This is a genomic window from Pseudomonas segetis, from assembly GCF_900188155.1.
Classification (GTDB): Bacteria; Pseudomonadota; Gammaproteobacteria; order Pseudomonadales; family Pseudomonadaceae; genus Aquipseudomonas; species Aquipseudomonas segetis.
In genome coordinates this window covers 68,464-87,500 of record NZ_FZOG01000005.1, presented here as the reverse complement: position 1 = coordinate 87,500, position 19,037 = coordinate 68,464, and the positions used below count along the sequence as shown (strand labels likewise).

Genomic DNA, 19,037 nt, shown 5'->3' with positions numbered 1-19,037 from the left:
TCTCCGGAACGCACGAACACCGCTGCTTCGTACAGCCCGTCATCGTCAACCAAACGCCAAGCCATCCCCCCAAGAAGCCCGGGATTGAAGAACTGCTTGCCTTATTCGATCCTGCTTGCGGCTTGTCTATTAAGTGCTGGATTGGCTACGGCCGCCGAGCCTGGCCACCCTTACGCCGCTATCAGTGATGCAGCCGGAAACCTGCACGTACCAGCCAATTACCGCAACACATACCAATTCCTTGGCAGTTGGGCGGTTGCTGCGGACAAGGACCAGGGCGCGAAACAACTGCATGTGGTGTATGCCTCCCCCAACACTGGGAAAAGCTACAAAAAACTGGGACATTTCCCCGACGGGACAGTGCTGGTAAAGGAAGTTTTCGATACCAGTACTGCGGGCATGACCACCGGAACCGTAAGCCACGCCACCACGCTCAAAGGCTGGTTCGTAATGGTCAAAGACAGCAAGCATGCTTATCCGCAGTCAAAGTTATGGGGCGATGGATGGGGCTGGTCATGGTTTGACGCGAATCAGCCCAATGTCACAACCACCAAGGATCACAACGAGTGCCTGGGATGTCACCAGCCTGCGCGTTCGAGCGATTTGGTCTATGTCCAGGGTTATCCAACCCTCGCTGAATAACCCGTCCATCTACCGGAGCAACGACATGCTCTTGCAAGCCATTCAAGCCGAGCACGCTCCTGCTGCGCTCGGCACCTACAGCCAAGCAATCAAGTGCGGCAATGCCCTGTACTTGTCCGGCCAGTTGCCAATCAACCCGCTGACTCTGCAACCATGCAACGCCAAGGTTGGACATCAACTCCACCATGGATTTGCCAACCTGCGTGCAGTCTCCAAGTCCAGCGGTGGCGATCTTGCGAAGGTGGTCAAGCTCAACCTCTACCTCACCGACCTGACCAACGCACCGAAGGCCAATCAGATCATGGCTGGATACTTCAGCAAGCCCTACCCGGCCCGTGCTGCTGTGGGTGTTGCCAGTATGCCGCAAAATTTCTGCATCGAAGCCGAGGCGATCAGGGTGCTCGATTGAATCACCAATATCTGCCTCCGCCCCAAGGCTTTGAGCTCCATACCAAGTTTGAGGAACCTCGCCATGCCCAAGACAGTTGCCGAACAATTCGTCGAAACACTGGTCGCCGCCGGTATCAAGCGCATCTATGGTGTGGTCGGAGACAGTCTCAATGGGCTCATCGACGTTGTGCAGCGTCGTGGAGATATACAGTGGGTCCATGTTCGTCACGAAGAAGTGGCGGCATTTGCAGCGGGGGCAGAAGCGCACCTGACGGGCTCACTGGCTGTCTGCGCAGGCAGTTGTGGCCCAGGTAACCTGCATCTGATCAACGGTCTTTTCGATGCACATCGCTCACGCGTACCGGTGCTGGCGATTGCCGCGCAGATTCCATCGGCGGAGATCGGCTCGGGCTACTTTCAAGAAACACATCCGCATAGCTATTTCAGTGAGTGCAGTCACTACTGCGAACTGATATCCAGCAATGTGCAAATGCCACGAACTCTTGAGATCGCCATACGTGAAGCGGTCGGCAAGCGCGGAGTATCGGTTGTAGTCATACCCGGCGACGTCGCCATGCAAAAGGCAGAAAATGCGCCGCTGCCGGGCATCGACAACCTGCTTCCGGCAATGCCCGTGGTGACTCCAGCTATAAAGTCACTGCAGCAACTGGCCGACCTGCTCAATAGCGATCGGCGTATCACCTTGCTCTGCGGTGCGGGCTGCGCCGGAGCGCACAAGCAGGTTATCGCCTTGGCCGAACGCCTGCAGGCGCCGGTTGTACATACACTGCGCGGCAAGGAGCATGTGGCTTACGACAACGAGTACAGTGTCGGAATGACCGGCTTGATCGGCATCTCCTCCGGTTACTATGCGATGCTTGATTGCGATGTGCTACTAATGCTGGGCACCGACTTCCCCTATCGCCAGTTCTACCCCCGTGGTAAGAACGTGCGCATCGCACAGGTTGATATACGCATCGAGAACCTTGGTCGCCGTGCCAACCTAGAGCTCGGTCTGGTCGGCGACGTGCGTGCCACGCTTGAAGCCCTGTTGCCACGCCTCAGGCGTAACACCGACAGCGACCACCTGCGACGTGCCCGTGAACATCATGACCGTAACCAACACGCGCTCGCAGATCAAGCCGCGATAACCCAGCGTAGTAGGCACATCCATCCGCAGCAGATCGTCGATACCCTTAGTGAGCTGGCAAGCGCCGATGCTGTGTTTAGTTGCGACGTTGGCCTCCCAACGGTATGGGCAGCGCGTCATCTGGCAATGAATGGCCAGCGCCGATTATTGGGGTCGTTCGTACACGGCTCCATGGCCAACGCCCTGGCCCAGGCTATTGGTGCTCAGGCAACCTATCGTGATCGACAGGTTATTTCGTTGTCCGGCGATGGCGGCTTCACCATGCTCATGGGGGATTTCCTGACCCTGGCCCAACTTAAGTTGCCTGTGAAAGTGGTGGTGTTCAACAACGGAGCGCTCGGATTCGTCGAATTGGAACAAAAATCCTCGGGCATCCTCAGCGTCGGAACCGATCTCACCAACCCTGACTTTGCCTCCATGGCCCGCGCCATCGGTATCCATGGCATTCGCCTGGAGCACCCCGGACAAATCCGCGACGGCATCGCCGAAGCACTCGCCCACAAAGGCCCTGTCCTGATTGACGCCGTCGTCAGCCGCACCGAACTGGCAATGCCCCCGAGCATTACTGCGCAGATGGCCAAGGGGTTTTCCCTGTATATGCTGCGGGCAGTGATGAACGGACGCGCGGATGAAATCGTGGATCTGGCGGTTGGAAACTGGAGGCGCTAAGCCCGTTTCTCAGCCAGAAATGCCGGGCCAGTCTTCAGTACCCCAGCTCTTGCGAACGTTTTTAACTGACGATCATCACGACTTGACCCTAGCCAAGGTCAAGTCGCTAGAACCCAGGTGTTTGCCCTGGAAGGCGACGCAGGCAGCTGGCTAAATATAGCAACTGCCTTGCTTCGATGCTCAAACCGGGTACGCCGAGCGATGCCCATGCAGCCAATAGTTCTGCAAGGTGTGGCTGGCGCCATCCTCCGCAATCATTTGCTGGTTTCGACCTTGTGGCGTACGGCTGAAGCCATTCTCAACCAGGCCATCAAGTTCACTTTGGGCAGCAAGGGATGTCAACTGAAGAGCCACTCCCATATCGCAATGCTGGCCCTGAGCAGCAGCATTGGCATGAACGGCAGCGCCCGCAAGAGAAAAAACAATCGCAACCAGCAGCTTCTTGGCAGTTTTCATGACGTTTTCCTATTCAAGTCTAAAGGCATGCCTTGAGGTTGCAGAATGCTCAACCGCCCTGGCTGCACACTTGGGCGAGCTTGCTGTAGTCGAGTACCTGGGTATGCCCCTTTGAATCCAGGTAGGTCATGTGCGCGCTGACTACACCACAGGTCTGGGCTGGAGCTTCTGTAAGCGAAACCACTTGTGCGACATCGAGCTGGGTGCCGTAGCTGTAGCGTTCATGGTCTTGAGCAGCTTGAGCCATTGCCGGCAGTACTCCCAGGCTCAGGGAGGTGAAAATGCACGCTGCGGTGATGGATTTAAGGTTCATAGTCATTTCCTCTGGGTCGATGGGGGTTAGCCGAGCCGTCGTTGTCGTCTCAGTGGTACCCATTTAATGCCCGCGAGGTATCTCGTATGTGTCTGATGAGCCCGGTATTGGCATCGCCCTGTATCCTGCACCCACTTGGATACAGGGCGTTACATTGAGGCCATATGACGCAGTGAAAAATACTGACCAATGCTAACCGTTCAACTCTGGCCGAGTAGAACCAACTTGGCGTTGCATCAAGCACGGCCATATCTCAATCACAGATATTCGACTCATAAATCCGACCATCGCCCACGAACCGACACCATCGTGCAATGGTTTCGACAGGGGCTATCTGGTGATATGAAGCTGCGTGGGAATACCGCAAGCGGGCAGCCCTATACAAGCGTTCAGCGGCTCGCGAAATTGAAGCATCACGAACCGACAAGCACCGCCAACCAGATAAGACAGATGGATGCCTGCGGTGAGGGTGAACAGGAGCAACACCATGAACCGCTTTGAACACACTCTACCAGCGCACAGCAAATCTTCAGAAGGCGATAAGTCTCTCGCGCTATCTGGGGTTCGGTCTTTAAGTTTTCGGCTGTTCAGCCTGTTCATATTGGGCCTGGTCCTGACTCACAGCCTCCTGTGGGAAGTGCATAAGAACTTCGATCAGCTCGAACTCAGCAGCACTAGCCCCTCCTTTCTCATCGGCGCTCTACTCGGCATCGTATTGATACTTGCAGCTACTTGGCTAACGGCACGACTCATAACCCAACCTCTGCACAGTTTTGAGCAAGTCTTGAATACGCTAGACCCTGCAAGCCCCGAATACTTAGAGGAGGAAGGTCCGACTGAGGTTGTCAAAGTCGTTGCCGCATTCAATGGCATGCAAAGAAGGGTTACTGAGTATTTACAACAGCGGGTGCAGGTTCTCGGTTCTATTTCTCATGATTTACAGGCCCCCATTACACGTATGCGGCTTCGAGCTGAATGCATGGGCGACTCCTTCTACCGTGAAAAGCTTTTCAAGGATTTACAGGAGGTAGAGCATCTGGTGCGTGAAGGCATCGACTATGCGCGCAGTGTTCATCTTATCGAGGAAAGCAGCTGCACCATTGATGTTGATGCCTTTATTGAGAGTCTGATCTTCGACTACCAAGACACCAGGCAACGGGTGTATTGCGCTGGAAAGAGTAATGCCTTGATTGATGCAAAACCCATAGCGCTACGCAGAGTTTTGACCAATCTTGTAGATAACGCCCTGAAATACGCTGGGGCAGCAGCCGTGACGGTAGCGGTTACAGACGCCAGGCTATCAATCAAGGTACAAGACCGCGGTCCTGGCATTGCAGAGCAGCTGTTGGCTGACGTACTCAAACCTTTCTACCGAGCAGATGAAAAGAAAAACACCTGCATTCGAGGGAATGGCTTGGGCTTGGCGATCGCGCAGCAACTAATGAACACCATGGGCGGCTCAATTAGCCTATGCAACCGGCAAGGAGGCGGGCTGTGCGTGGAGCTGCAACTTGGCTGCCGGCCTGTTTGAATGAAGCCTAAAAGTAGAATCGTATGAATGCCAGTTGGAAATTCATCGAGTTCCCCACACTGGCTATTTCAGGATGTGAATATCCCGCAAAGATTGTCACCTCACGACCGGGCAAGACACTCGCCAATGTCAGGGTTTAGGTCCAGTTGGATCAGAGCTTGTATCCGCCACTGGCTTCGATCACCTGCCCAGTGACCCAACGGGCATCGTCGCTGGCAAGAAACGCAACGATCGAGGCAATGTCCGAAGTTTCGCCGAAACGCCCCAGTGCGGTATCGGCCTCAATTGCCTTGACCATTTCGGCGTTCTCGCGCACAGCGGCGTTCATGTCCGTGCGTGTCCAACCTGGCGCCACGGCGTTCACAGTGATCCCGCGCGGCCCGAGTTCCATGGCGAGGGCATGGGTCAGGTTGTTGATAGCCGCCTTGGCCATCGAGTAGATGGGAACGACCGGCAAGGGACGCGTGGCCAGCCCGGAAGATATGTTGATGATTCGCCCGGCATCGTAAAGACGGCTCAACGCCGCTTGCACCATGAAGAGTCACTGGACTTCGCTGGAAGCAATTGCATACGCACGCCAACGCGGCATCAACGAACTGATGGCGATGGACTTCCAACAACGCGCACAACGGCTCAAGGCGCTGGCCAAATACTTGCTCGAACGCAATGAGGCCTAATGTTTGGTTCATCACGGATTGCCGGGAAACACAGAAACAAGAACGCCGATTTGATTGATGATGTTCGTGCGAGCAAACACATCTAACAAACCGGCGTTCTTATGCGTGATATTAATACTTTCCTTCCTTTTTGGGAGGGCTTTTCTGTCGTTACGATCAAGCCTGATGGCGACGCGCTTGAGATCGACCTGATTCCCCACACCACCCGACTCCCTTCCTGTGGTGGCTGCCAAAAACCCTGCTCAACCACGCATGAGTATTGCAGACGTAGCGTTCGTGACTTGCCGATTCTCGGTCGTGCAGTACGCCTGAGCGTGTTGCTCAGGCGGGTTGGCTGCCGTGATTGTGGCAAACGAGTTGGTTGGATCGCTACTCCCGTATGACGCGGCGTCTGGCAGAGGCGGTCATTCAAGCTTGCGAGCATCTCCCCACGCTACACGTAGCGCAGATGTTTGGGCTGCATTGGGGCACCGTTCGATTGCTGGAGCGTCGAGCTCTGCAAGCGACGTTGAGCGTCTTGCCAAAGGCGCAACCGCGACGTCTGGTGATGGATGAGTTCGCCTTGTTCAAAGGCCATCGTTACGCCAGCGTGGTTTTGGATGCGGATACACGAAGAGTGCTGTGGATCGGTGAGGGCCGCAGCCGAGCGGCGCTCAGGCCTTTCTTCGAAGAACTAGGGCCAGCGGGTTGTGCTCGCATCGAAGCGGTGGCAATGGATATGAACACCGCTTTTGACCTGGAGGTTCGTCAACATTGCCCCAAAGCGCGAGTGGTCTACGACCTTTTCCATGTGGTCGCCAAATATGGCCGAGAAGTGATTGATCGGGTCCGTGTCGACGAGGCTAACCGGTTGCGTCACGACAAACCTGCCCGCAAGGTGATCAAGCAAGCACGCTGGCTACTGCTGCGTAATCCAGAAAATCTCAAACGTGAAGATCAGCGGGTACACCTGCAGGATTTGCTGGCGGCTAACCAATCGTTGATGACGGTTTATCTGATGAAGGCAGAACTCAAAGCGCTGTGGTCACCGACTACGGCTTGGGGTTGGCGATCAGCGTGGAAACAGTGGTTACGGCTGGCCGATGAGAGCGCGATACCGGCGCTGAAGCAGTTCGCTAAACGCCTGAAGGGCTACTGGCGCGGCATCCTGAGCAGGGTGCGGTGGCCGATGCACACCGGGCAACTGGAGGGAATCAATAACAGGATTAAGGTCATCAAGCGGATGGCGTACGGCTACCGGGACAGCGAATTCTTTTTCATGAAGATCAAGAACAACTTTCCCGGCAATCCGTGATGAACCTAATGTTTAGGGAGTCCGCTTTGCTGACCGCTTAACGAACAGAGTCAGGGCACGGCTTGCGTACCCTGACTCTCTGTTCACTTCAAGGCACTATCAAAGGCTGGCGTAAGCCCGGAAAGCGCCAACTTGCGAGCGAACTCGCTGAGACGTCGCAGCTTGTAAGCTTCGACGTCCACCTCCCGGTAATCGTAGAACCCCTGCCCATCACGAATACCATTACGGCCGTTTTGCATATTATTGGCGATTACCTCCGGCGACTTGAATCGTGAATCAAGCGCACCAGTAAGATAGCGTGAGGCGTAGTACAGAATGTCTCCGCCGCCCCAATCTATGAACTCAAGCAGACCAAGCACCGAAAAGCGCAGGCCGAAGCCCACTCGCACAGCGGTGTCTATGTCCTCGACACTGGCAACCCCCTCCTCGACCATCCGCGCCGCCTCATTCATAGCTAACGCCTGAATCCGTGGCACTATGTAACCTGCAACCGGATTACACATAACTGGCACCTTGCCGATTAGCTTGAGTAAGGCCAATAATCGTTCGACTACCTGCGGACAAGTAGCCTCGCTGCGACTGACTTCGACCAGCGGCATCAAGTGAGCCGGATTCAGCCAATGCGCGTTCACAAATCGCTCCGGCTCATTAACCATTTCGGCCAACTCGGTCACCAGAAAAGTCGACGTAGTCGAAGCTATAATGGCCGTCGTTGCGACATGCTCACTGACCCAGCCAAAAGTCTCCTGCTTGACAGCAATCACTTCTGGCACTGCCTCGAACACCAGGTCACACCGTTGCAGCGTAGATACAGCTTGCGACTTGGACAGCAGTGTGACCCGAGACAGCGCGATATCCGCCTGCTCAGGTTGAAGCACACCGATATGCACCAGCATCTGGAGCTCGTTGCGAATATTGCTCCGTACCCGCTCGAAATAGCCGCACCGCTCGTCCTCGTCGCGTTCCTTGATATCAATCAGTGTTACCGGTAGACCGGCATTGATAAACGACAGGGCAATCCCCTCGCCCATTCGGCCGGCACCGAGGACACTGACGTTCAGTAATCCCGTACTCATTGGCTCAATCCCTTGGCCAACAGTTCTTTCATCTGCAAGCTACTCAGTTGTACCAAACCGAGGTTTTCCAGGGTGCGACCTTCGGCGTATAGGTCCCTACCGGCGACTACCGAGGCGATACTCAGCAGGCCCTGCGCCACAGGAGTAGAAACACCTGCCCAGCGGCCAACTGACACCAGAAAGGACAAGCCCAGACGAGTGTCTTCCAGCATGTATCGGTGTTTCTGCAGGTCAATGTCTTCGCGCCAATCCCCACTGTCGGTCAACTTGCCGTGAGCACCACGTCCATACATCCACTCATCGCCTTCGCTGGTGTTGTAATGATCGGCCAACGGAAAATGAGGCGCCCCATAACCAAGCGCCTCGCGCACGGCCATTCGCTCAGCGTCTAGCTGGTTGGTTACGCGGCGGATCGACGGCTGGGTGCCTTCATTGTGGATGTCCCAGGACTCGAAATGCTCCAGCGGCCCTGCGTTCATCATAATCAGCGGAGGATGAATAATCGGACCTGCGTTCATCAACGCTCCGCTCAAGCCGTCTTCGATAGGCTCGACGCTCGGATAAGCCTCACCCAATACAGCGAAGGCATGCTCCGAGAGGCTGCTCGGAAACACACCTGTCGGCAGACGCGTCGCATAGCCACTAATTACCAGATCACTGGCTCCATGCTTGCGCACCAGATACGGCAGCGTGCCGGTCTCAGCAAAAGCAACCTTGCTGTCGTTACCTGCTTCAGCCATCGCCTTGGCGAATACGTAACTACCGAACGTCCCAGGCGGCAAGAATACCACTTGGCCATCACGCAAGTGCGGCGCCACCTGCTTGGCCAAGTCTTCGTGGGAAGTCGAAGGCAGGGGAATTACAACCAACTGAGCGTCACTCAGAGCTTCACCAAGATCATCGGTTAGCGACAGTTTGTCGCCCGGCTTACCAATGGATAACTGACGCGTCCCACGATAATCCTTGACTGTCAGGCTGCCAATGGAAAGCAGTTCCTTCAGTGCAGCGGAGTCGCGACGCCACAGACGGGTCAGATGTCCTTTCTCGGCCATTTCGACAGCAGCAGCGTAGCAACCGTGGCCGCCACCCAACACAGTGATATTCATTGAGATGCTCCTCTGGTAAGAGCCTTGATGCTATCTAGCAGTGTTGGGGCAGGCTCATCCGATTGCGAAGTCTATCTACGGATTACGCAGCTCTATCAATCAGGATTGACGCCGTAAGGTTTCCGAGGGCAAACAACCATAGCGCTGTCGATAGGCACTAGAGAAATGTCCAAAGCTGTTAATGCCGTGGCGCAGCAAAATGTCTGTGACGGTTTCACCGGCCCTTCCCTGTGTCAACGCCTCATGAATAACCGCTAAACGCCGATCACGAATGTACTCGACTGGTGGCTGATGAAGAAACTGATTAAAGCCGTTCTGCAGCGTACGGATAGATACACCACAGAGTTCACCAAGAGTTGCAAGGCTGATGGGCTCATTGAGGTGTTCTTCTATGTAATCGCGGGCCCTCTTCACATGATGCGGAAGCGGTGCGCGTGAGTCGACACGCAGGTCTGCCGAATAATTGTGCGGTAATTGGGTGAGCAGCATTTGCATCAAATAGTCGGACAGGCCGCGATCAATATGCAGCCCTTCAACGCCGCTCCCATAAAGCCGGCAAATGTAGTCCAGCGTGTGATATAGGCTAATGGCACCTGCAGCCTTGTGGTCAACGCTGATATCGAAGATTACCTCCTGCCGAAGACTGCGTCCTAGCAAGCGCTGTAGTTGCGTTTCAAGGGCGTCTCGGGCGACGCGCAGAATTAGATTGCGGCATTCACCATCGGTAGTTATTCGACTTTTTGCAAAGGGCGAGGAAACGCTCAAACAGCCGGATTGCATGGCCGCGCTGCGCTTTCCATGGGTCACCTCACAATTGCCCTGCAAGGTGATTCGAAAAAGATATTGGTCGGCAATATCACCAATATTGATATCCACCGGTGCGCCATAGCGTAAATCGAGCAACGCCGAATCACCGAAGAACACACCATTTAGCTGGGTATATACCGACTCATCGCGCAGTACTTCGAAACTGTGCGGACATAAGTAATGGCTAACTTTGTCTTTGATCTCACGGTAATCAGTCGAGCTAAGCAAGCTGTGCCGTTCGAGCAGATGAACATCATTGAGCATGAGTGCGTTCCTAATCTGGAGCGTAGCGGCCCCGCACCATTTCCATGGCGCGGAGCCGATAAGCCGATCTTGTCTCGTTACCTGTCAGACCTGTTCTGGGTACTCACGCGTATAACTCTCACGGAAATGACGGCATCCGCGCCATAGTAATATCACTGTCAATGCGGAAGCTGCAGCGATCACCAGCGACATAGATGAACCAACCGCCGCCGGAGAGCCGAAGTAGCGATCTGTGAGCAGCGCGACCAGCGTGGTGCCCAAACCCAGCCCGAGCAAATTGCTGATAAGCAGGAAGACTGCTGAAACCTGGGCGCGCACCTGGTTCGGCGCAAGGATCTGCATTGCTGCGGTCGACGCCGGCATTGGAAACGAGGCAAAGAACATGGCCGGCAACAACAAGCTCACCGAAAGCCAAAGTTGATCGACTTGAGAAAATAGTACGGCCGGCAGCACCATTCCAAGGCCACCGATGACACCTGTGCGCATTGCAGCATCCTGGTAGCCTTTCTTGGCGAGATAGTCAGTCAGCCATCCACCAAACAATACGCCGGCAGTATTGGCTAGCAACAGTACAGTACCGAGCATATACCCAGCCTCTACCGGCGTCAGGCCGTACTTGCGGATGTAAAGCGCCGGGCTCCAGCTCATCATGCAGAAAAGAGACATCGCATAAAATGAAAACCCCAGGTAATGGCAAGTAAAGGTTGCACGATGACGCCCAAGAAAACGCAAGCCATCACTCAACGCGACCTTCTTGGCTCGCCCCTGAGCGTCAACCTGCAGGCCTTTTCGAGCCGGATCGCGCACTGTCAGCCAGATCAATAGACCAACAACGATTCCGGGCAAGCCGACGATGAAAAACGCCAGTTGCCAGGCCTTCATCGCACCTAGAAAGGCTACCTCGATGGTGTTCATGTCTTTGAGCAAGGCGATCACGTAGCCACCGACCAGAAAGGCCAGACCACCACCAACGAACGACCCCATTGAATAAATGCCCACGGCACGACCAAGCTTTTCCTTGGGGAACATGTCACTGAACATTGAGTAGGCCGATGGAGACAGGGCTGCCTCACCAACGCCGACACCAATGCGAGCCAAGAACATATGCACAAAGCTCTTGCTCATTCCGCAAGCGGCTGTGGCCAAGCTCCAGAACACTACTCCCCAGGCAATTATCTTGGGCCGCGAGAAGCGGTCAGCCAGAAACGCAATGGGCATTCCCATGAAGGCGTAGAACAATGAAAAAGCCAAACCGTGTAGCAGGCTGAACTGGGTATCACTGATTTGCAAATCGGCTTTGATTGGCTCGACCATCAACGCAAGGATCTGCCGATCCACAAACGAAAAGATATAGGCGACCATGCAAAGAGCCACTACATACCACTCGTATAGGTAGGTCTTTTTCTTCTGGACCGGGGTTTCGACCATGGAATTCATTAGCTTTTGTTCCTCTTGGAATCCGCTTGGATGCCCGCTAAGGCAACCTGTCACGCGCACTGTGCGCAGGGCGAAGGTGCACAAGGCACCCACAGGGAAGTTACGTGGCAGACGCTTGCTCTAGGCAGGCGGATTACATGAGAAATATGAAGAATGATGGGGTCGAACATGTTCAGGCCTCTTGTTGTTATAGGTGAAACGCAGGGAGGCTAAATTGGCCCGCCCGTAATGACGAAACGCAACTCGACAATGCAAGGTAAGCCGGTGGGCGCAGCGCCGGTATCCATATGAATTACAATCGCAAGGGGGTAATCACCAGTCTGAATAAGTGTTTTCCTTATCCAACTCAGAAGCGAAAAGTGGTTCGAACTGATAGGAACTGCGAGTCCACACCACCCACATCGCGGATACCCGAACCAACGTCGTAGTAGTTGTAATCTCCATCAACAGTCAGGTTCTGGGTCAAATTCCAGCGCAGGTTCACTCGATAGATAGTACCGCTGTAGCGCTCATCGCTATTTTGGGTGCCCGGCACCGGAATCATGCCAGGAGTGTAAACTGCGTCATCAGTTGATTGCCGCCATATAGCAAAAACGCCGGGCTCCAGACGGATATCCTGGGTCGGAGAGAACGCAAATACAGGCCCTAGGAGGACAAGATTGGACAAGGTTGTCAGACCGATTTCGCCATACCAACCGTTGGTGGGATACAGCGGATCAAAGGTTTCCAGTTTGCCATCACCACTGCTCTTATCACCGCTGGCAATGTCGAGCTTGAACCCAAGCCGCGAATTCCAAACATCACTGAAACGGTAACCTGTGTTGCTGGAAACACCCCAGGCACGAATATCGCTACCCTCCATTTCACCGAACTGGCCGGCAATGTCCCAGGTCCAATCAAAGCCACCAGCTGAACCAAACAGGCGCGTACCGAGGGTGTAGCGGTCCTCTGCACCGATCAGGTCGGCAATTTTGCGTGACTCGGTTTCAAGCCCAAAAGCATACAGGTCGATATTCAGCGCCGAGGTGACCGGTGTTGTTCCATAGAGACCATAGAATTTTTGATTATTGTCTGTGCCGTCGTTGAACGAGGCATCGGCATCCAGGCGAACCGGACGTAATGCAAAGGCATCAAGTTTCCGCCCATCGCGGCCCGCCCACGAGAGTTTCAGTCCGTCGAACGAACGACGGATATTTGGGGTTTCACGCACCGTGACAAACACCGTATTACCGTAGTAAACCTCCTGCCGACCTATCCTCGCGGTTAGCCGGCCCTGTTCGGTTTGCAGGTTGCCATCAACGAAAGCCTGCTGGATTTCCGTACGACTCTGATCAGTCGGCGCGTAGAGATCCTTACCCCAGCTGCGCGTATTTGCTAGTTGCACAAAGGTCCGTATAGCATCATTGAACAGGTGCACGTCGCCATGCAGCATGGCGCGCTGCTGTAGGTAGCTGTCGTCTTCGAGGTTCCTCAGACCAAAAAACGGCTGCTTGTTAACGTCATAGCGATAACGTAAATCACCACCAGTCTGTAACCATGCAGATTCAGAAATTCGGTTGTAGCGAAGGCTGTCATACCAATCGCTGCGCTTGCTCTCATCGTCGAGAAAACGGTAATCCTCAATCCAGCGAGGCGGCCCAGGACGTGTAGGGCGGGACAGCTCAAGCTGTTCACTCAGACTGGGTAGTGAGGAGGTCTGGGCGAACGCCACTGCCAGAGGTTGAACGGCGAACAACACACTCAGGGAAATCGCAAGGTTGGGACGCATAAGCCTTCCTAGTGCAAGGTCTTGTTTTGGGTTGCGCCCCGAACTTATCGATTTACCCCCTCAACAACTTCCCCGATTACGCAGCTGTCTACCCAATTGCGCAGCCTGATACGTAGAGATCTACTAACTCCGCACTGAATTGCCCAGAACTTCTTTGTAGTGGTCTAACGAAACCGCCCCATTCAGGCAAGACTGCTTGTAATAGAAAGGTGTCTAATATCCAAACAACACCGTACCCCTACCCCTGAATTCAAACACGAGGCTGCTGATCTCGTGCTCAAGCAAAACTACAGCTTCATCGAGGCCAGTCGCTCACTGGGTATTGGTGAGACAGCTCTGCGTCGTGGGGCCGATCCGCTTGAGCAAGAGTGAACAGACGTTACACCAGACTCCAGAGCAGCAAAAAACCCAGGAACTGGAAGCTCGAATCGCCCGTCTGGAACGCGAGATGTCGATACTAAAAGGCTACGGCACTCTTGATGTCGGAAGACCTAGAGCGTACGCACTGATCAATCAGCTAAGCATCAATGGCGCAGAGCTTGGGGAGTTGATTGATGCGGCAAACAAGGTTTCAGCAACAGACTCGCGGGGGCCAGCGCTGACAATACTGAGAAGGAAAATCGGGTGAATCCCCACAAAATCCCCAGAAATGAAAAAGCCCAATGCGCGAACATTGGGCTAAGTCATTGATATATATGGTCGGGACGGAGTGATTCGAACACTCGACCCCTTGCACCCCATGCAAGTGCGCTACCAGGCTGCGCTACGCCCCGACTAGGTGAGGTCAGTTTTTACCTTGACCTCGAAAACGTCGAGAATCATACAATAAGGTCCTGAATTATGGAACCTTTTGCTTTCGATTCTCTAATGACGAAGCACATGCAAGACGTCTTCCAACTCGGTAATGGTCTGCTTGATAAGCTGCTTATACTGAGTGGTGTCGTCTTTGGCTTCATCGCCTGACAAGCGCTGTCGCGCACCGCCTATGGTAAAGCCCTGGTCGTAAAGAAGCGCACGAATCTGACGGATCATCAGCACGTCTTGACGCTGATAATACCGGCGATTGCCGCGTCTTTTTACCGGGTTAAGTTGGGGAAACTCCTGCTCCCAATACCGCAACACATGCGGTTTGACAGCACAGAGTTCGCTAACCTCGCCGATCGTGAAATACCTTTTGCCTGGTATGACAGGTAATTCGTCGTTATGACTTGGTTCCAGCATAAGCCTCAACCCTGGCTTTAAGTTTTTGGCCGGGACGGAAAGTCACTACACGGCGAGCCGTGATAGGGATTTCCTCCCCCGTTTTTGGGTTACGACCGGGACGCTGACGCTTATCGCGCAGGTCAAAGTTACCGAACCCTGAAAGCTTGACCTGCTCGTTGAGCTCCAACGCTTGCCGGATCTCTTCGAAAAACAGTTCAACCAACTCCTTGGCTTCCCGTTTATTCAGGCCTAGCTCCTCATACAGACGTTCGGCCATTTCAGCTTTCGTCAGAGCCCCCATACGCTACTTCCTTAACGTGGCGTTGAACCTTTGTTCCAGGGAGGTGAGGATATTCTGCGTAGTGGTACTCACCTCATCGTCATTAAGAGTGCGCGATGGATGCTGCCAGGTCAAGCCAACTGCAAGACTTTTTCTATGAGGATCAATGCCTTTACCGTGATACACGTCAAATAGCTTGAGGTCTGTTAGCCATTCCCCCGCTGTTTCACGGATTAATGCCAGCAATGAAGCCGCTGGAACCTCACGATCAACAACCAGGGCAAAGTCACGACGCACCTCAGGGAAACGCGACAACTCGGCAAATGCCGGCATACGCCCTTGCACAACCTGACTCAAGACCAGCTCAAACATGAACACGCTTTGGTCGAGATCAAGCTTTTTAGCCAGCTCAGGGTGGATGGCACCCACATAACCGACCAGATTGCCATCACGCTCGATACGTGCGGTTTGCCCCGGATGCAGCGCTGGATGCTCACCTGAGACAAAACTGAATGCATCAGCTGCGCCGGCGCTCGCCAGCAACGCCTCCACATCGGCCTTGATGTCATAGAAATCGACGTCATCGCGGGCATGCGCCCAGCCTTCAGGCAAACGACGACCGGTGATAACACCTGCCAACATGGCTTCCTGCTTGAGCCCTTCGAGCTGGCCAACAAAGCGTAGCCCACTTTCGAACAAGCGCACGCGCGGCTGCTGGCGATTGAGGTTGTGTTCAAGCGCCTTGATCAGGCCAGGCCACAAGGATGAACGCATCGCCGCCATATCAGCCGAAATCGGGTTGGCCAGCATCAATGGTTCGACACCTGGCGTGAACAGCTCGAACATTTTCGGATCAATGAAGCTGTAGGTAATCGCTTCCTGATAACCACGGGCAACCAGCAAGCGACGTAATGCAGGCAGCTCGACAGCAGCCTCGGCCTTGGCTTGTGGGGCCAGGCGCGCTTGCGGGTAACGCACCGGCAAACGGTTATAGCCATACAGGCGCGCCAGCTCTTCGATCAAGTCAACCTCAAGGCTGATATCGAAACGATGGCTTGGCACGGCAACCTGCCATTGCCCTGCACCGGCAGCGCTGACATCGAGGCCAAGCCCCGTCAGCAAGCGTGCCACTTCGGCGTCATCCATCCTCAAGCCGAGCATTTGCTCAATACGTTCGGCGCGCAGCGTGACAGGAGCGATCTTGGGCAGGTCAGCTTCGCTGGCCACTTCAATGATTGGACCAGGCTCGCCACCGACGATCTCGAGCAACAGAGCGGTCGCACGCTCCATGGCCTTGCGAGCCAGTTGCGAGTCAACGCCACGCTCGAAGCGATGCGAGGAATCGGTATGCAGGCCATAGGAACGCGCCTTGCCGGCAATCGCGATGGTGTCGAAGAAAGCCGCCTCAAGAAACAGGTCACGGGTGGTGTCGGCGACACCACTGTGCTCGCCCCCCATCACACCGGCGATAGCCAGGGCGCGCTGGTGGTCGGCAATAACGAGGGTATCGCTGCGCAGGGTTACTTCCTGGCCGTCGAGAAGGACAAGCTTTTCGCCCTCTTCAGCCATACGCACACGGATACCACCCTGGATCTGCTCAAGGTCGAACGCATGCATCGGCTGGCCGAGTTCGATCATCACATAGTTGGTGACATCAACCACGGCATCGATGCTGCGGATATCCGAACGACGCAGGCGCTCCACCATCCACAGCGGTGTGGGCCTGGACAGATCGACATTACGCACCACACGACCCAGATAACGCGGGCAAGCTTGCGCGGCAAGTACTTCAACTGGACGCACCTGATCATGGACGGCGCTGACTGCAACGACTTCAGGAGTTGTAACAGGCGCGGCATAGAGCGCACCCACTTCCCGCGCCAAACCAGCAAGGGACAAACAGTCCCCGCGATTAGGCGTGAGATCAACTTCAATGCTGGCGTCGTTGAGATTGAGGTATTCGCGAACATCCTGGCCAACCGGCGCATCGGCTGGCAACTCAAGCAGGCCGTCATTTTCCTCGCTGATCTGCAGTTCGGCAGCCGAGCACAGCATGCCGTTCGACTCGACGCCGCGCAGCTTGGCTTTCTTGATCTTGAAGTCGCCAGGCAATACCGCCCCTATCATGGCGAAGGGGATCTTCAGGCCTGGGCGCACATTCGGCGCGCCGCAGACGATCTGGAATGTCTCAGCGCCATTGCTGACCTGGCACACACGCAGCTTGTCGGCATCCGGATGTTGCTCGGCGCTCAATACTTCACCGACAACGATACCGCTGAACTCGCCCGCCGCGGCACTGATGCTGTCGACTTCCAAGCCCGCCATCGACAGGCGAGCGACTAAATCTTCGCGGCTGACCTGAGGGTTAACCCAGCTGCGCAGCCATTGTTCACTGAATTTCATCCTGCCTTCCTCATCAATTCGATTAACTACTTACAGCGTTACAACTAGCGAAATTGCGCTAGGAATCGCAGGTCGTTATCGAAGAACAGGCGCAAGTCATTAACGCCGTAACGCAGCATGGCCAGACGCTCAACACCCATGCCAAACGCAAAGCCGGAATATTTTTCCGGATCGATGCCGCTCATGCGCAGAACGTTCGGATGAACCATGCCGCAGCCCATCACTTCCAGCCAACCCGTCTGCTTGCACACCCGGCAACCTTTGCCGCTGCACATCACACACTGCATGTCGACTTCAGCCGATGGCTCGGTGAAGGGGAAGAACGATGGGCGGAAACGTACGCCCAGCGGTTTCTCGAAGAACACACGGAGGAACTCTTCAATGGTGCCCTTTAGGTCGGCAAAGCTAATGCCCTCGTCGACCAGCAACCCTTCAACCTGATGGAACATCGGTGAATGGGTGATATCCGAGTCACAGCGGTACACACGCCCCGGGCAAACGATACGGATAGGTGGCTGCTGCGACTCCATGGTGCGGACCTGTACCGGCGAGGTATGGGTGCGCAACAACATATTCGCGTTGAAGTAGAAAGTGTCATGCATGGCCCGCGCCGGGTGATGGCCGGGAATATTGAGCGCCTCGAAGTTGTGATAGTCGTTCTCGACCTCGGGGCCTTCGGCAATGCCGTAGCCTATCCGAGTAAAGAACTGCTCAACACGCTCCAAGGTACGTGTAACCGGATGCAAGCCGCCAGAGGTCTGGCCACGGCCTGGCAGGGTTACATCGATACGCTCCGCTGCAAGCTTGGCGCTCAGCGCGGCGTTTTCCAGAAGATCCTTACGGCTGCTCAGGGCTTCCTGAACACGCTCTTTGGCCGCATTGATCAGAGCACCGGCTTGCGGGCGCTCTTCTACAGACAGGCTGCCCAGGGTCTTCATCACCTGAGTCAACTCGCCCTTTTTGCCCAAATAGTGAACACGCAGTTGTTCCAGGGCGTTCACATCATCGGTGTTGCGCACGGCCTCTAGCGCTTGCGAGACCAGCACATCCAGATTTTCCATTTACAGACTCCAGATACGAAATAGGGGAAGAGCTCAAGCTCTTCCCCTATCGGTGACGTTTCGAACGCACTCAAGGACGACTGCCCTTGACCCCGCTCTTGCACCGGGCGAGCCCGGTGATTGTCGGGGACTTAAGCCAGTTCGGCTTTCGCTTTCTCGACAATCGCAGCAAACGCCGCTTTTTCGTTCACTGCCAGATCAGCCAATACCTTACGGTCGATCTCAATGGACGCTTTTTTCAGGCCAGCAATGAAACGGCTGTAAGACAGACCGTTTACACGTGCGCCAGCATTGATACGAGCGATCCAAAGGGCACGGAACTGACGCTTCCGCTGACGGCGGTCACGGTAGGCGTATTGGCCTGCCTTGATCACAGCCTGCTTGGCAACACGGAATACGCGAGAGCGTGCGCCGTAGTAGCCTTTAGCCAGTTTCAGAATTTTTTTGTGACGCTTACGAGCAATTACGCCGCGCTTAACACGAGCCATGAGTTATTTCCTCTTACCTAAC

At 54.9% G+C, this 19,037-nt stretch carries 19 protein-coding genes, 1 tRNA gene and 3 pseudogenes; 8 read left to right on the top strand and 15 right to left on the bottom strand.

Going from position 1 to position 19,037, the window contains the following annotated elements; all coding sequences use genetic code 11:
- Nucleotides 1-96: 96 nt before the first annotated feature.
- From CHB79_RS16255 to poxB, 3 genes are all read left to right on the top strand, one after another.
- Entirely contained in the window at nt 97-642 is a 546-nt protein-coding gene (locus CHB79_RS16255; protein WP_245851531.1) for a cytochrome P460 family protein, read from the top strand.
- Nucleotides 611-1,051 (top strand): Rid family detoxifying hydrolase, encoded by a 441-nt coding sequence (locus CHB79_RS16250; protein WP_245851529.1) that lies wholly within the window; start codon nt 611-613, stop codon nt 1,049-1,051. Before CHB79_RS16255 ends, CHB79_RS16250 begins: the two co-directional genes overlap by 32 nt.
- Nucleotides 1,052-1,114: 63 nt before the next feature.
- On the top strand, nt 1,115-2,851 hold the full coding sequence (poxB, locus tag CHB79_RS16245) for a ubiquinone-dependent pyruvate dehydrogenase (RefSeq protein WP_089360668.1): 1,737 nt from the start codon (nt 1,115-1,117) through the stop codon (nt 2,849-2,851).
- A gap of 180 nt (nt 2,852-3,031) precedes the next feature.
- On the opposite strand, the gene CHB79_RS16240 is transcribed toward poxB, so the two are convergent.
- Entirely contained in the window at nt 3,032-3,307 is a 276-nt protein-coding gene (locus CHB79_RS16240) for a hypothetical protein (RefSeq protein WP_089360667.1), read from the bottom strand.
- Nucleotides 3,308-3,356: 49 nt separating this feature from the next.
- Complete coding sequence (locus tag CHB79_RS16235) at nt 3,357-3,620, bottom strand: DUF2790 domain-containing protein (RefSeq protein WP_089360666.1); 264 nt, start codon at nt 3,618-3,620, stop codon at nt 3,357-3,359.
- A gap of 487 nt (nt 3,621-4,107) precedes the next feature.
- Between CHB79_RS16235 and CHB79_RS16230 the strand changes: the two genes are divergently transcribed.
- Entirely contained in the window at nt 4,108-5,151 is a 1,044-nt protein-coding gene (locus tag CHB79_RS16230) for an ATP-binding protein (protein WP_010489085.1), read from the top strand.
- A 151-nt stretch (nt 5,152-5,302) separates the two neighbouring features.
- On the opposite strand, the gene CHB79_RS16225 is transcribed toward CHB79_RS16230, so the two are convergent.
- Nucleotides 5,303-5,671 (bottom strand): SDR family NAD(P)-dependent oxidoreductase, encoded by a 369-nt coding sequence (locus tag CHB79_RS16225; protein WP_245851527.1) that lies wholly within the window; start codon nt 5,669-5,671, stop codon nt 5,303-5,305.
- Nucleotides 5,672-5,684: 13 nt separating this feature from the next.
- Between CHB79_RS16225 and CHB79_RS22080 the strand changes: the two genes are divergently transcribed.
- Complete coding sequence (locus CHB79_RS22080; RefSeq protein ID WP_176443210.1) at nt 5,685-5,828, top strand: hypothetical protein; 144 nt, start codon at nt 5,685-5,687, stop codon at nt 5,826-5,828.
- A gap of 11 nt (nt 5,829-5,839) precedes the next feature.
- Here the strand turns inward: CHB79_RS22080 and CHB79_RS22250 are convergent, their stop codons facing one another.
- A complete protein-coding gene (locus CHB79_RS22250; protein ID WP_245851548.1) occupies nt 5,840-6,061 on the bottom strand; it encodes a hypothetical protein in 222 nt (73 codons plus the stop codon).
- On the opposite strand from CHB79_RS22250, the pseudogene CHB79_RS16215 reads away from it, so the two are divergent.
- A pseudogene (locus tag CHB79_RS16215) lies at nt 5,984-7,122 on the top strand (ISL3 family transposase). The gene CHB79_RS22250 and the pseudogene CHB79_RS16215 sit on opposite strands and share 78 nt — an antisense overlap.
- Before the next feature lie 83 nt (nt 7,123-7,205).
- Here the strand turns inward: CHB79_RS16215 and CHB79_RS16210 are convergent.
- The 5 genes from CHB79_RS16210 to CHB79_RS16190 form a co-directional block, all read right to left on the bottom strand.
- Nucleotides 7,206-8,198: a 3-hydroxybutyryl-CoA dehydrogenase gene (locus CHB79_RS16210; RefSeq protein ID WP_089360664.1), complete on the bottom strand. Its 993-nt coding sequence runs from the start codon at nt 8,196-8,198 to the stop codon at nt 7,206-7,208.
- A complete protein-coding gene (locus CHB79_RS16205; protein ID WP_089360663.1) occupies nt 8,195-9,304 on the bottom strand; it encodes an NAD/NADP-dependent octopine/nopaline dehydrogenase family protein in 1,110 nt (369 codons plus the stop codon). The genes CHB79_RS16210 and CHB79_RS16205 overlap by 4 nt, the downstream gene beginning before the upstream one ends.
- 99 nt (nt 9,305-9,403) lie before the next feature.
- Nucleotides 9,404-10,375, bottom strand: coding sequence for an AraC family transcriptional regulator (locus CHB79_RS16200; protein ID WP_089360662.1), 972 nt, complete (start codon nt 10,373-10,375; stop codon nt 9,404-9,406).
- 84 nt (nt 10,376-10,459) lie between these two features.
- A complete protein-coding gene (locus tag CHB79_RS16195) occupies nt 10,460-11,812 on the bottom strand; it encodes a spinster family MFS transporter (RefSeq protein WP_089360661.1) in 1,353 nt (450 codons plus the stop codon).
- Between the two features lie 346 nt (nt 11,813-12,158).
- Entirely contained in the window at nt 12,159-13,580 is a 1,422-nt protein-coding gene (locus CHB79_RS16190) for an alginate export family protein (protein ID WP_089360660.1), read from the bottom strand.
- A gap of 216 nt (nt 13,581-13,796) precedes the next feature.
- Here CHB79_RS16190 and CHB79_RS16185 point away from each other — a divergent pair.
- Nucleotides 13,797-14,103: pseudogene (locus CHB79_RS16185) on the top strand (transposase); the annotation flags it as partial.
- Nucleotides 14,104-14,106: 3 nt separating this feature from the next.
- Nucleotides 14,107-14,208: pseudogene (locus CHB79_RS22075) on the top strand (integrase); the annotation flags it as partial.
- Nucleotides 14,209-14,276: 68 nt separating this feature from the next.
- Here CHB79_RS22075 and CHB79_RS16180 read toward each other — a convergent pair.
- The 6 genes from CHB79_RS16180 to rplT all read right to left on the bottom strand — a co-directional run bounded on the left by CHB79_RS16180 (nt 14,277) and on the right by rplT (nt 19,015).
- A tRNA-Pro gene (locus CHB79_RS16180) sits at nt 14,277-14,353 on the bottom strand.
- Between the two features lie 91 nt (nt 14,354-14,444).
- Nucleotides 14,445-14,801, bottom strand: coding sequence for a MerR family transcriptional regulator (locus CHB79_RS16175; protein WP_087517316.1), 357 nt, complete (start codon nt 14,799-14,801; stop codon nt 14,445-14,447).
- The gene (ihfA, locus tag CHB79_RS16170; RefSeq protein WP_003243414.1) at nt 14,782-15,084 is read right to left on the bottom strand and encodes an integration host factor subunit alpha; all 303 of its coding nucleotides are present in this window, start codon (nt 15,082-15,084) and stop codon (nt 14,782-14,784) included. Before ihfA ends, CHB79_RS16175 begins: the two co-directional genes overlap by 20 nt.
- A 3-nt stretch (nt 15,085-15,087) precedes the next feature.
- Nucleotides 15,088-17,466 (bottom strand): phenylalanine--tRNA ligase subunit beta, encoded by a 2,379-nt coding sequence (pheT, locus tag CHB79_RS16165; protein ID WP_089360659.1) that lies wholly within the window; start codon nt 17,464-17,466, stop codon nt 15,088-15,090.
- Nucleotides 17,467-17,510: 44 nt separating this feature from the next.
- Complete coding sequence (gene pheS / locus CHB79_RS16160) at nt 17,511-18,527, bottom strand: phenylalanine--tRNA ligase subunit alpha (protein WP_089360658.1); 1,017 nt, start codon at nt 18,525-18,527, stop codon at nt 17,511-17,513.
- Between the two features lie 131 nt (nt 18,528-18,658).
- Complete coding sequence (gene rplT / locus CHB79_RS16155; protein WP_010489095.1) at nt 18,659-19,015, bottom strand: 50S ribosomal protein L20; 357 nt, start codon at nt 19,013-19,015, stop codon at nt 18,659-18,661.
- Between the last annotated feature and the right edge of the window lie 22 nt (nt 19,016-19,037).

What these genes read in the sequence shown, in the direction of transcription:
- CHB79_RS16250 (WP_245851529.1), top strand. Translation starts at nt 611, where the DNA reads ATGTCCAGGGTTATCCAACCCTCGCTGAATAACCCGTCCATCTACCGG.
- poxB (WP_089360668.1), top strand. Translation starts at nt 1,115, where the DNA reads ATGCCCAAGACAGTTGCCGAACAATTCGTCGAAACACTGGTCGCCGCC.
- CHB79_RS16240 (WP_089360667.1), bottom strand. Translation starts at nt 3,307, where the DNA reads ATGAAAACTGCCAAGAAGCTGCTGGTTGCGATTGTTTTTTCTCTTGCG.
- CHB79_RS16235 (WP_089360666.1), bottom strand. Translation starts at nt 3,620, where the DNA reads ATGAACCTTAAATCCATCACCGCAGCGTGCATTTTCACCTCCCTGAGC.
- CHB79_RS16230 (WP_010489085.1), top strand. Translation starts at nt 4,108, where the DNA reads ATGAACCGCTTTGAACACACTCTACCAGCGCACAGCAAATCTTCAGAA.
- CHB79_RS22080 (WP_176443210.1), top strand. Translation starts at nt 5,685, where the DNA reads ATGAAGAGTCACTGGACTTCGCTGGAAGCAATTGCATACGCACGCCAA.
- CHB79_RS16210 (WP_089360664.1), bottom strand. Translation starts at nt 8,198, where the DNA reads ATGAGTACGGGATTACTGAACGTCAGTGTCCTCGGTGCCGGCCGAATG.
- CHB79_RS16205 (WP_089360663.1), bottom strand. Translation starts at nt 9,304, where the DNA reads ATGAATATCACTGTGTTGGGTGGCGGCCACGGTTGCTACGCTGCTGCT.
- CHB79_RS16200 (WP_089360662.1), bottom strand. Translation starts at nt 10,375, where the DNA reads ATGCTCAATGATGTTCATCTGCTCGAACGGCACAGCTTGCTTAGCTCG.
- CHB79_RS16195 (WP_089360661.1), bottom strand. Translation starts at nt 11,812, where the DNA reads ATGAATTCCATGGTCGAAACCCCGGTCCAGAAGAAAAAGACCTACCTA.
- CHB79_RS16190 (WP_089360660.1), bottom strand. Translation starts at nt 13,580, where the DNA reads ATGCGTCCCAACCTTGCGATTTCCCTGAGTGTGTTGTTCGCCGTTCAA.
- CHB79_RS16175 (WP_087517316.1), bottom strand. Translation starts at nt 14,801, where the DNA reads ATGCTGGAACCAAGTCATAACGACGAATTACCTGTCATACCAGGCAAA.
- ihfA (WP_003243414.1), bottom strand. Translation starts at nt 15,084, where the DNA reads ATGGGGGCTCTGACGAAAGCTGAAATGGCCGAACGTCTGTATGAGGAG.
- pheT (WP_089360659.1), bottom strand. Translation starts at nt 17,466, where the DNA reads ATGAAATTCAGTGAACAATGGCTGCGCAGCTGGGTTAACCCTCAGGTC.
- pheS (WP_089360658.1), bottom strand. Translation starts at nt 18,527, where the DNA reads ATGGAAAATCTGGATGTGCTGGTCTCGCAAGCGCTAGAGGCCGTGCGC.
- rplT (WP_010489095.1), bottom strand. Translation starts at nt 19,015, where the DNA reads ATGGCTCGTGTTAAGCGCGGCGTAATTGCTCGTAAGCGTCACAAAAAA.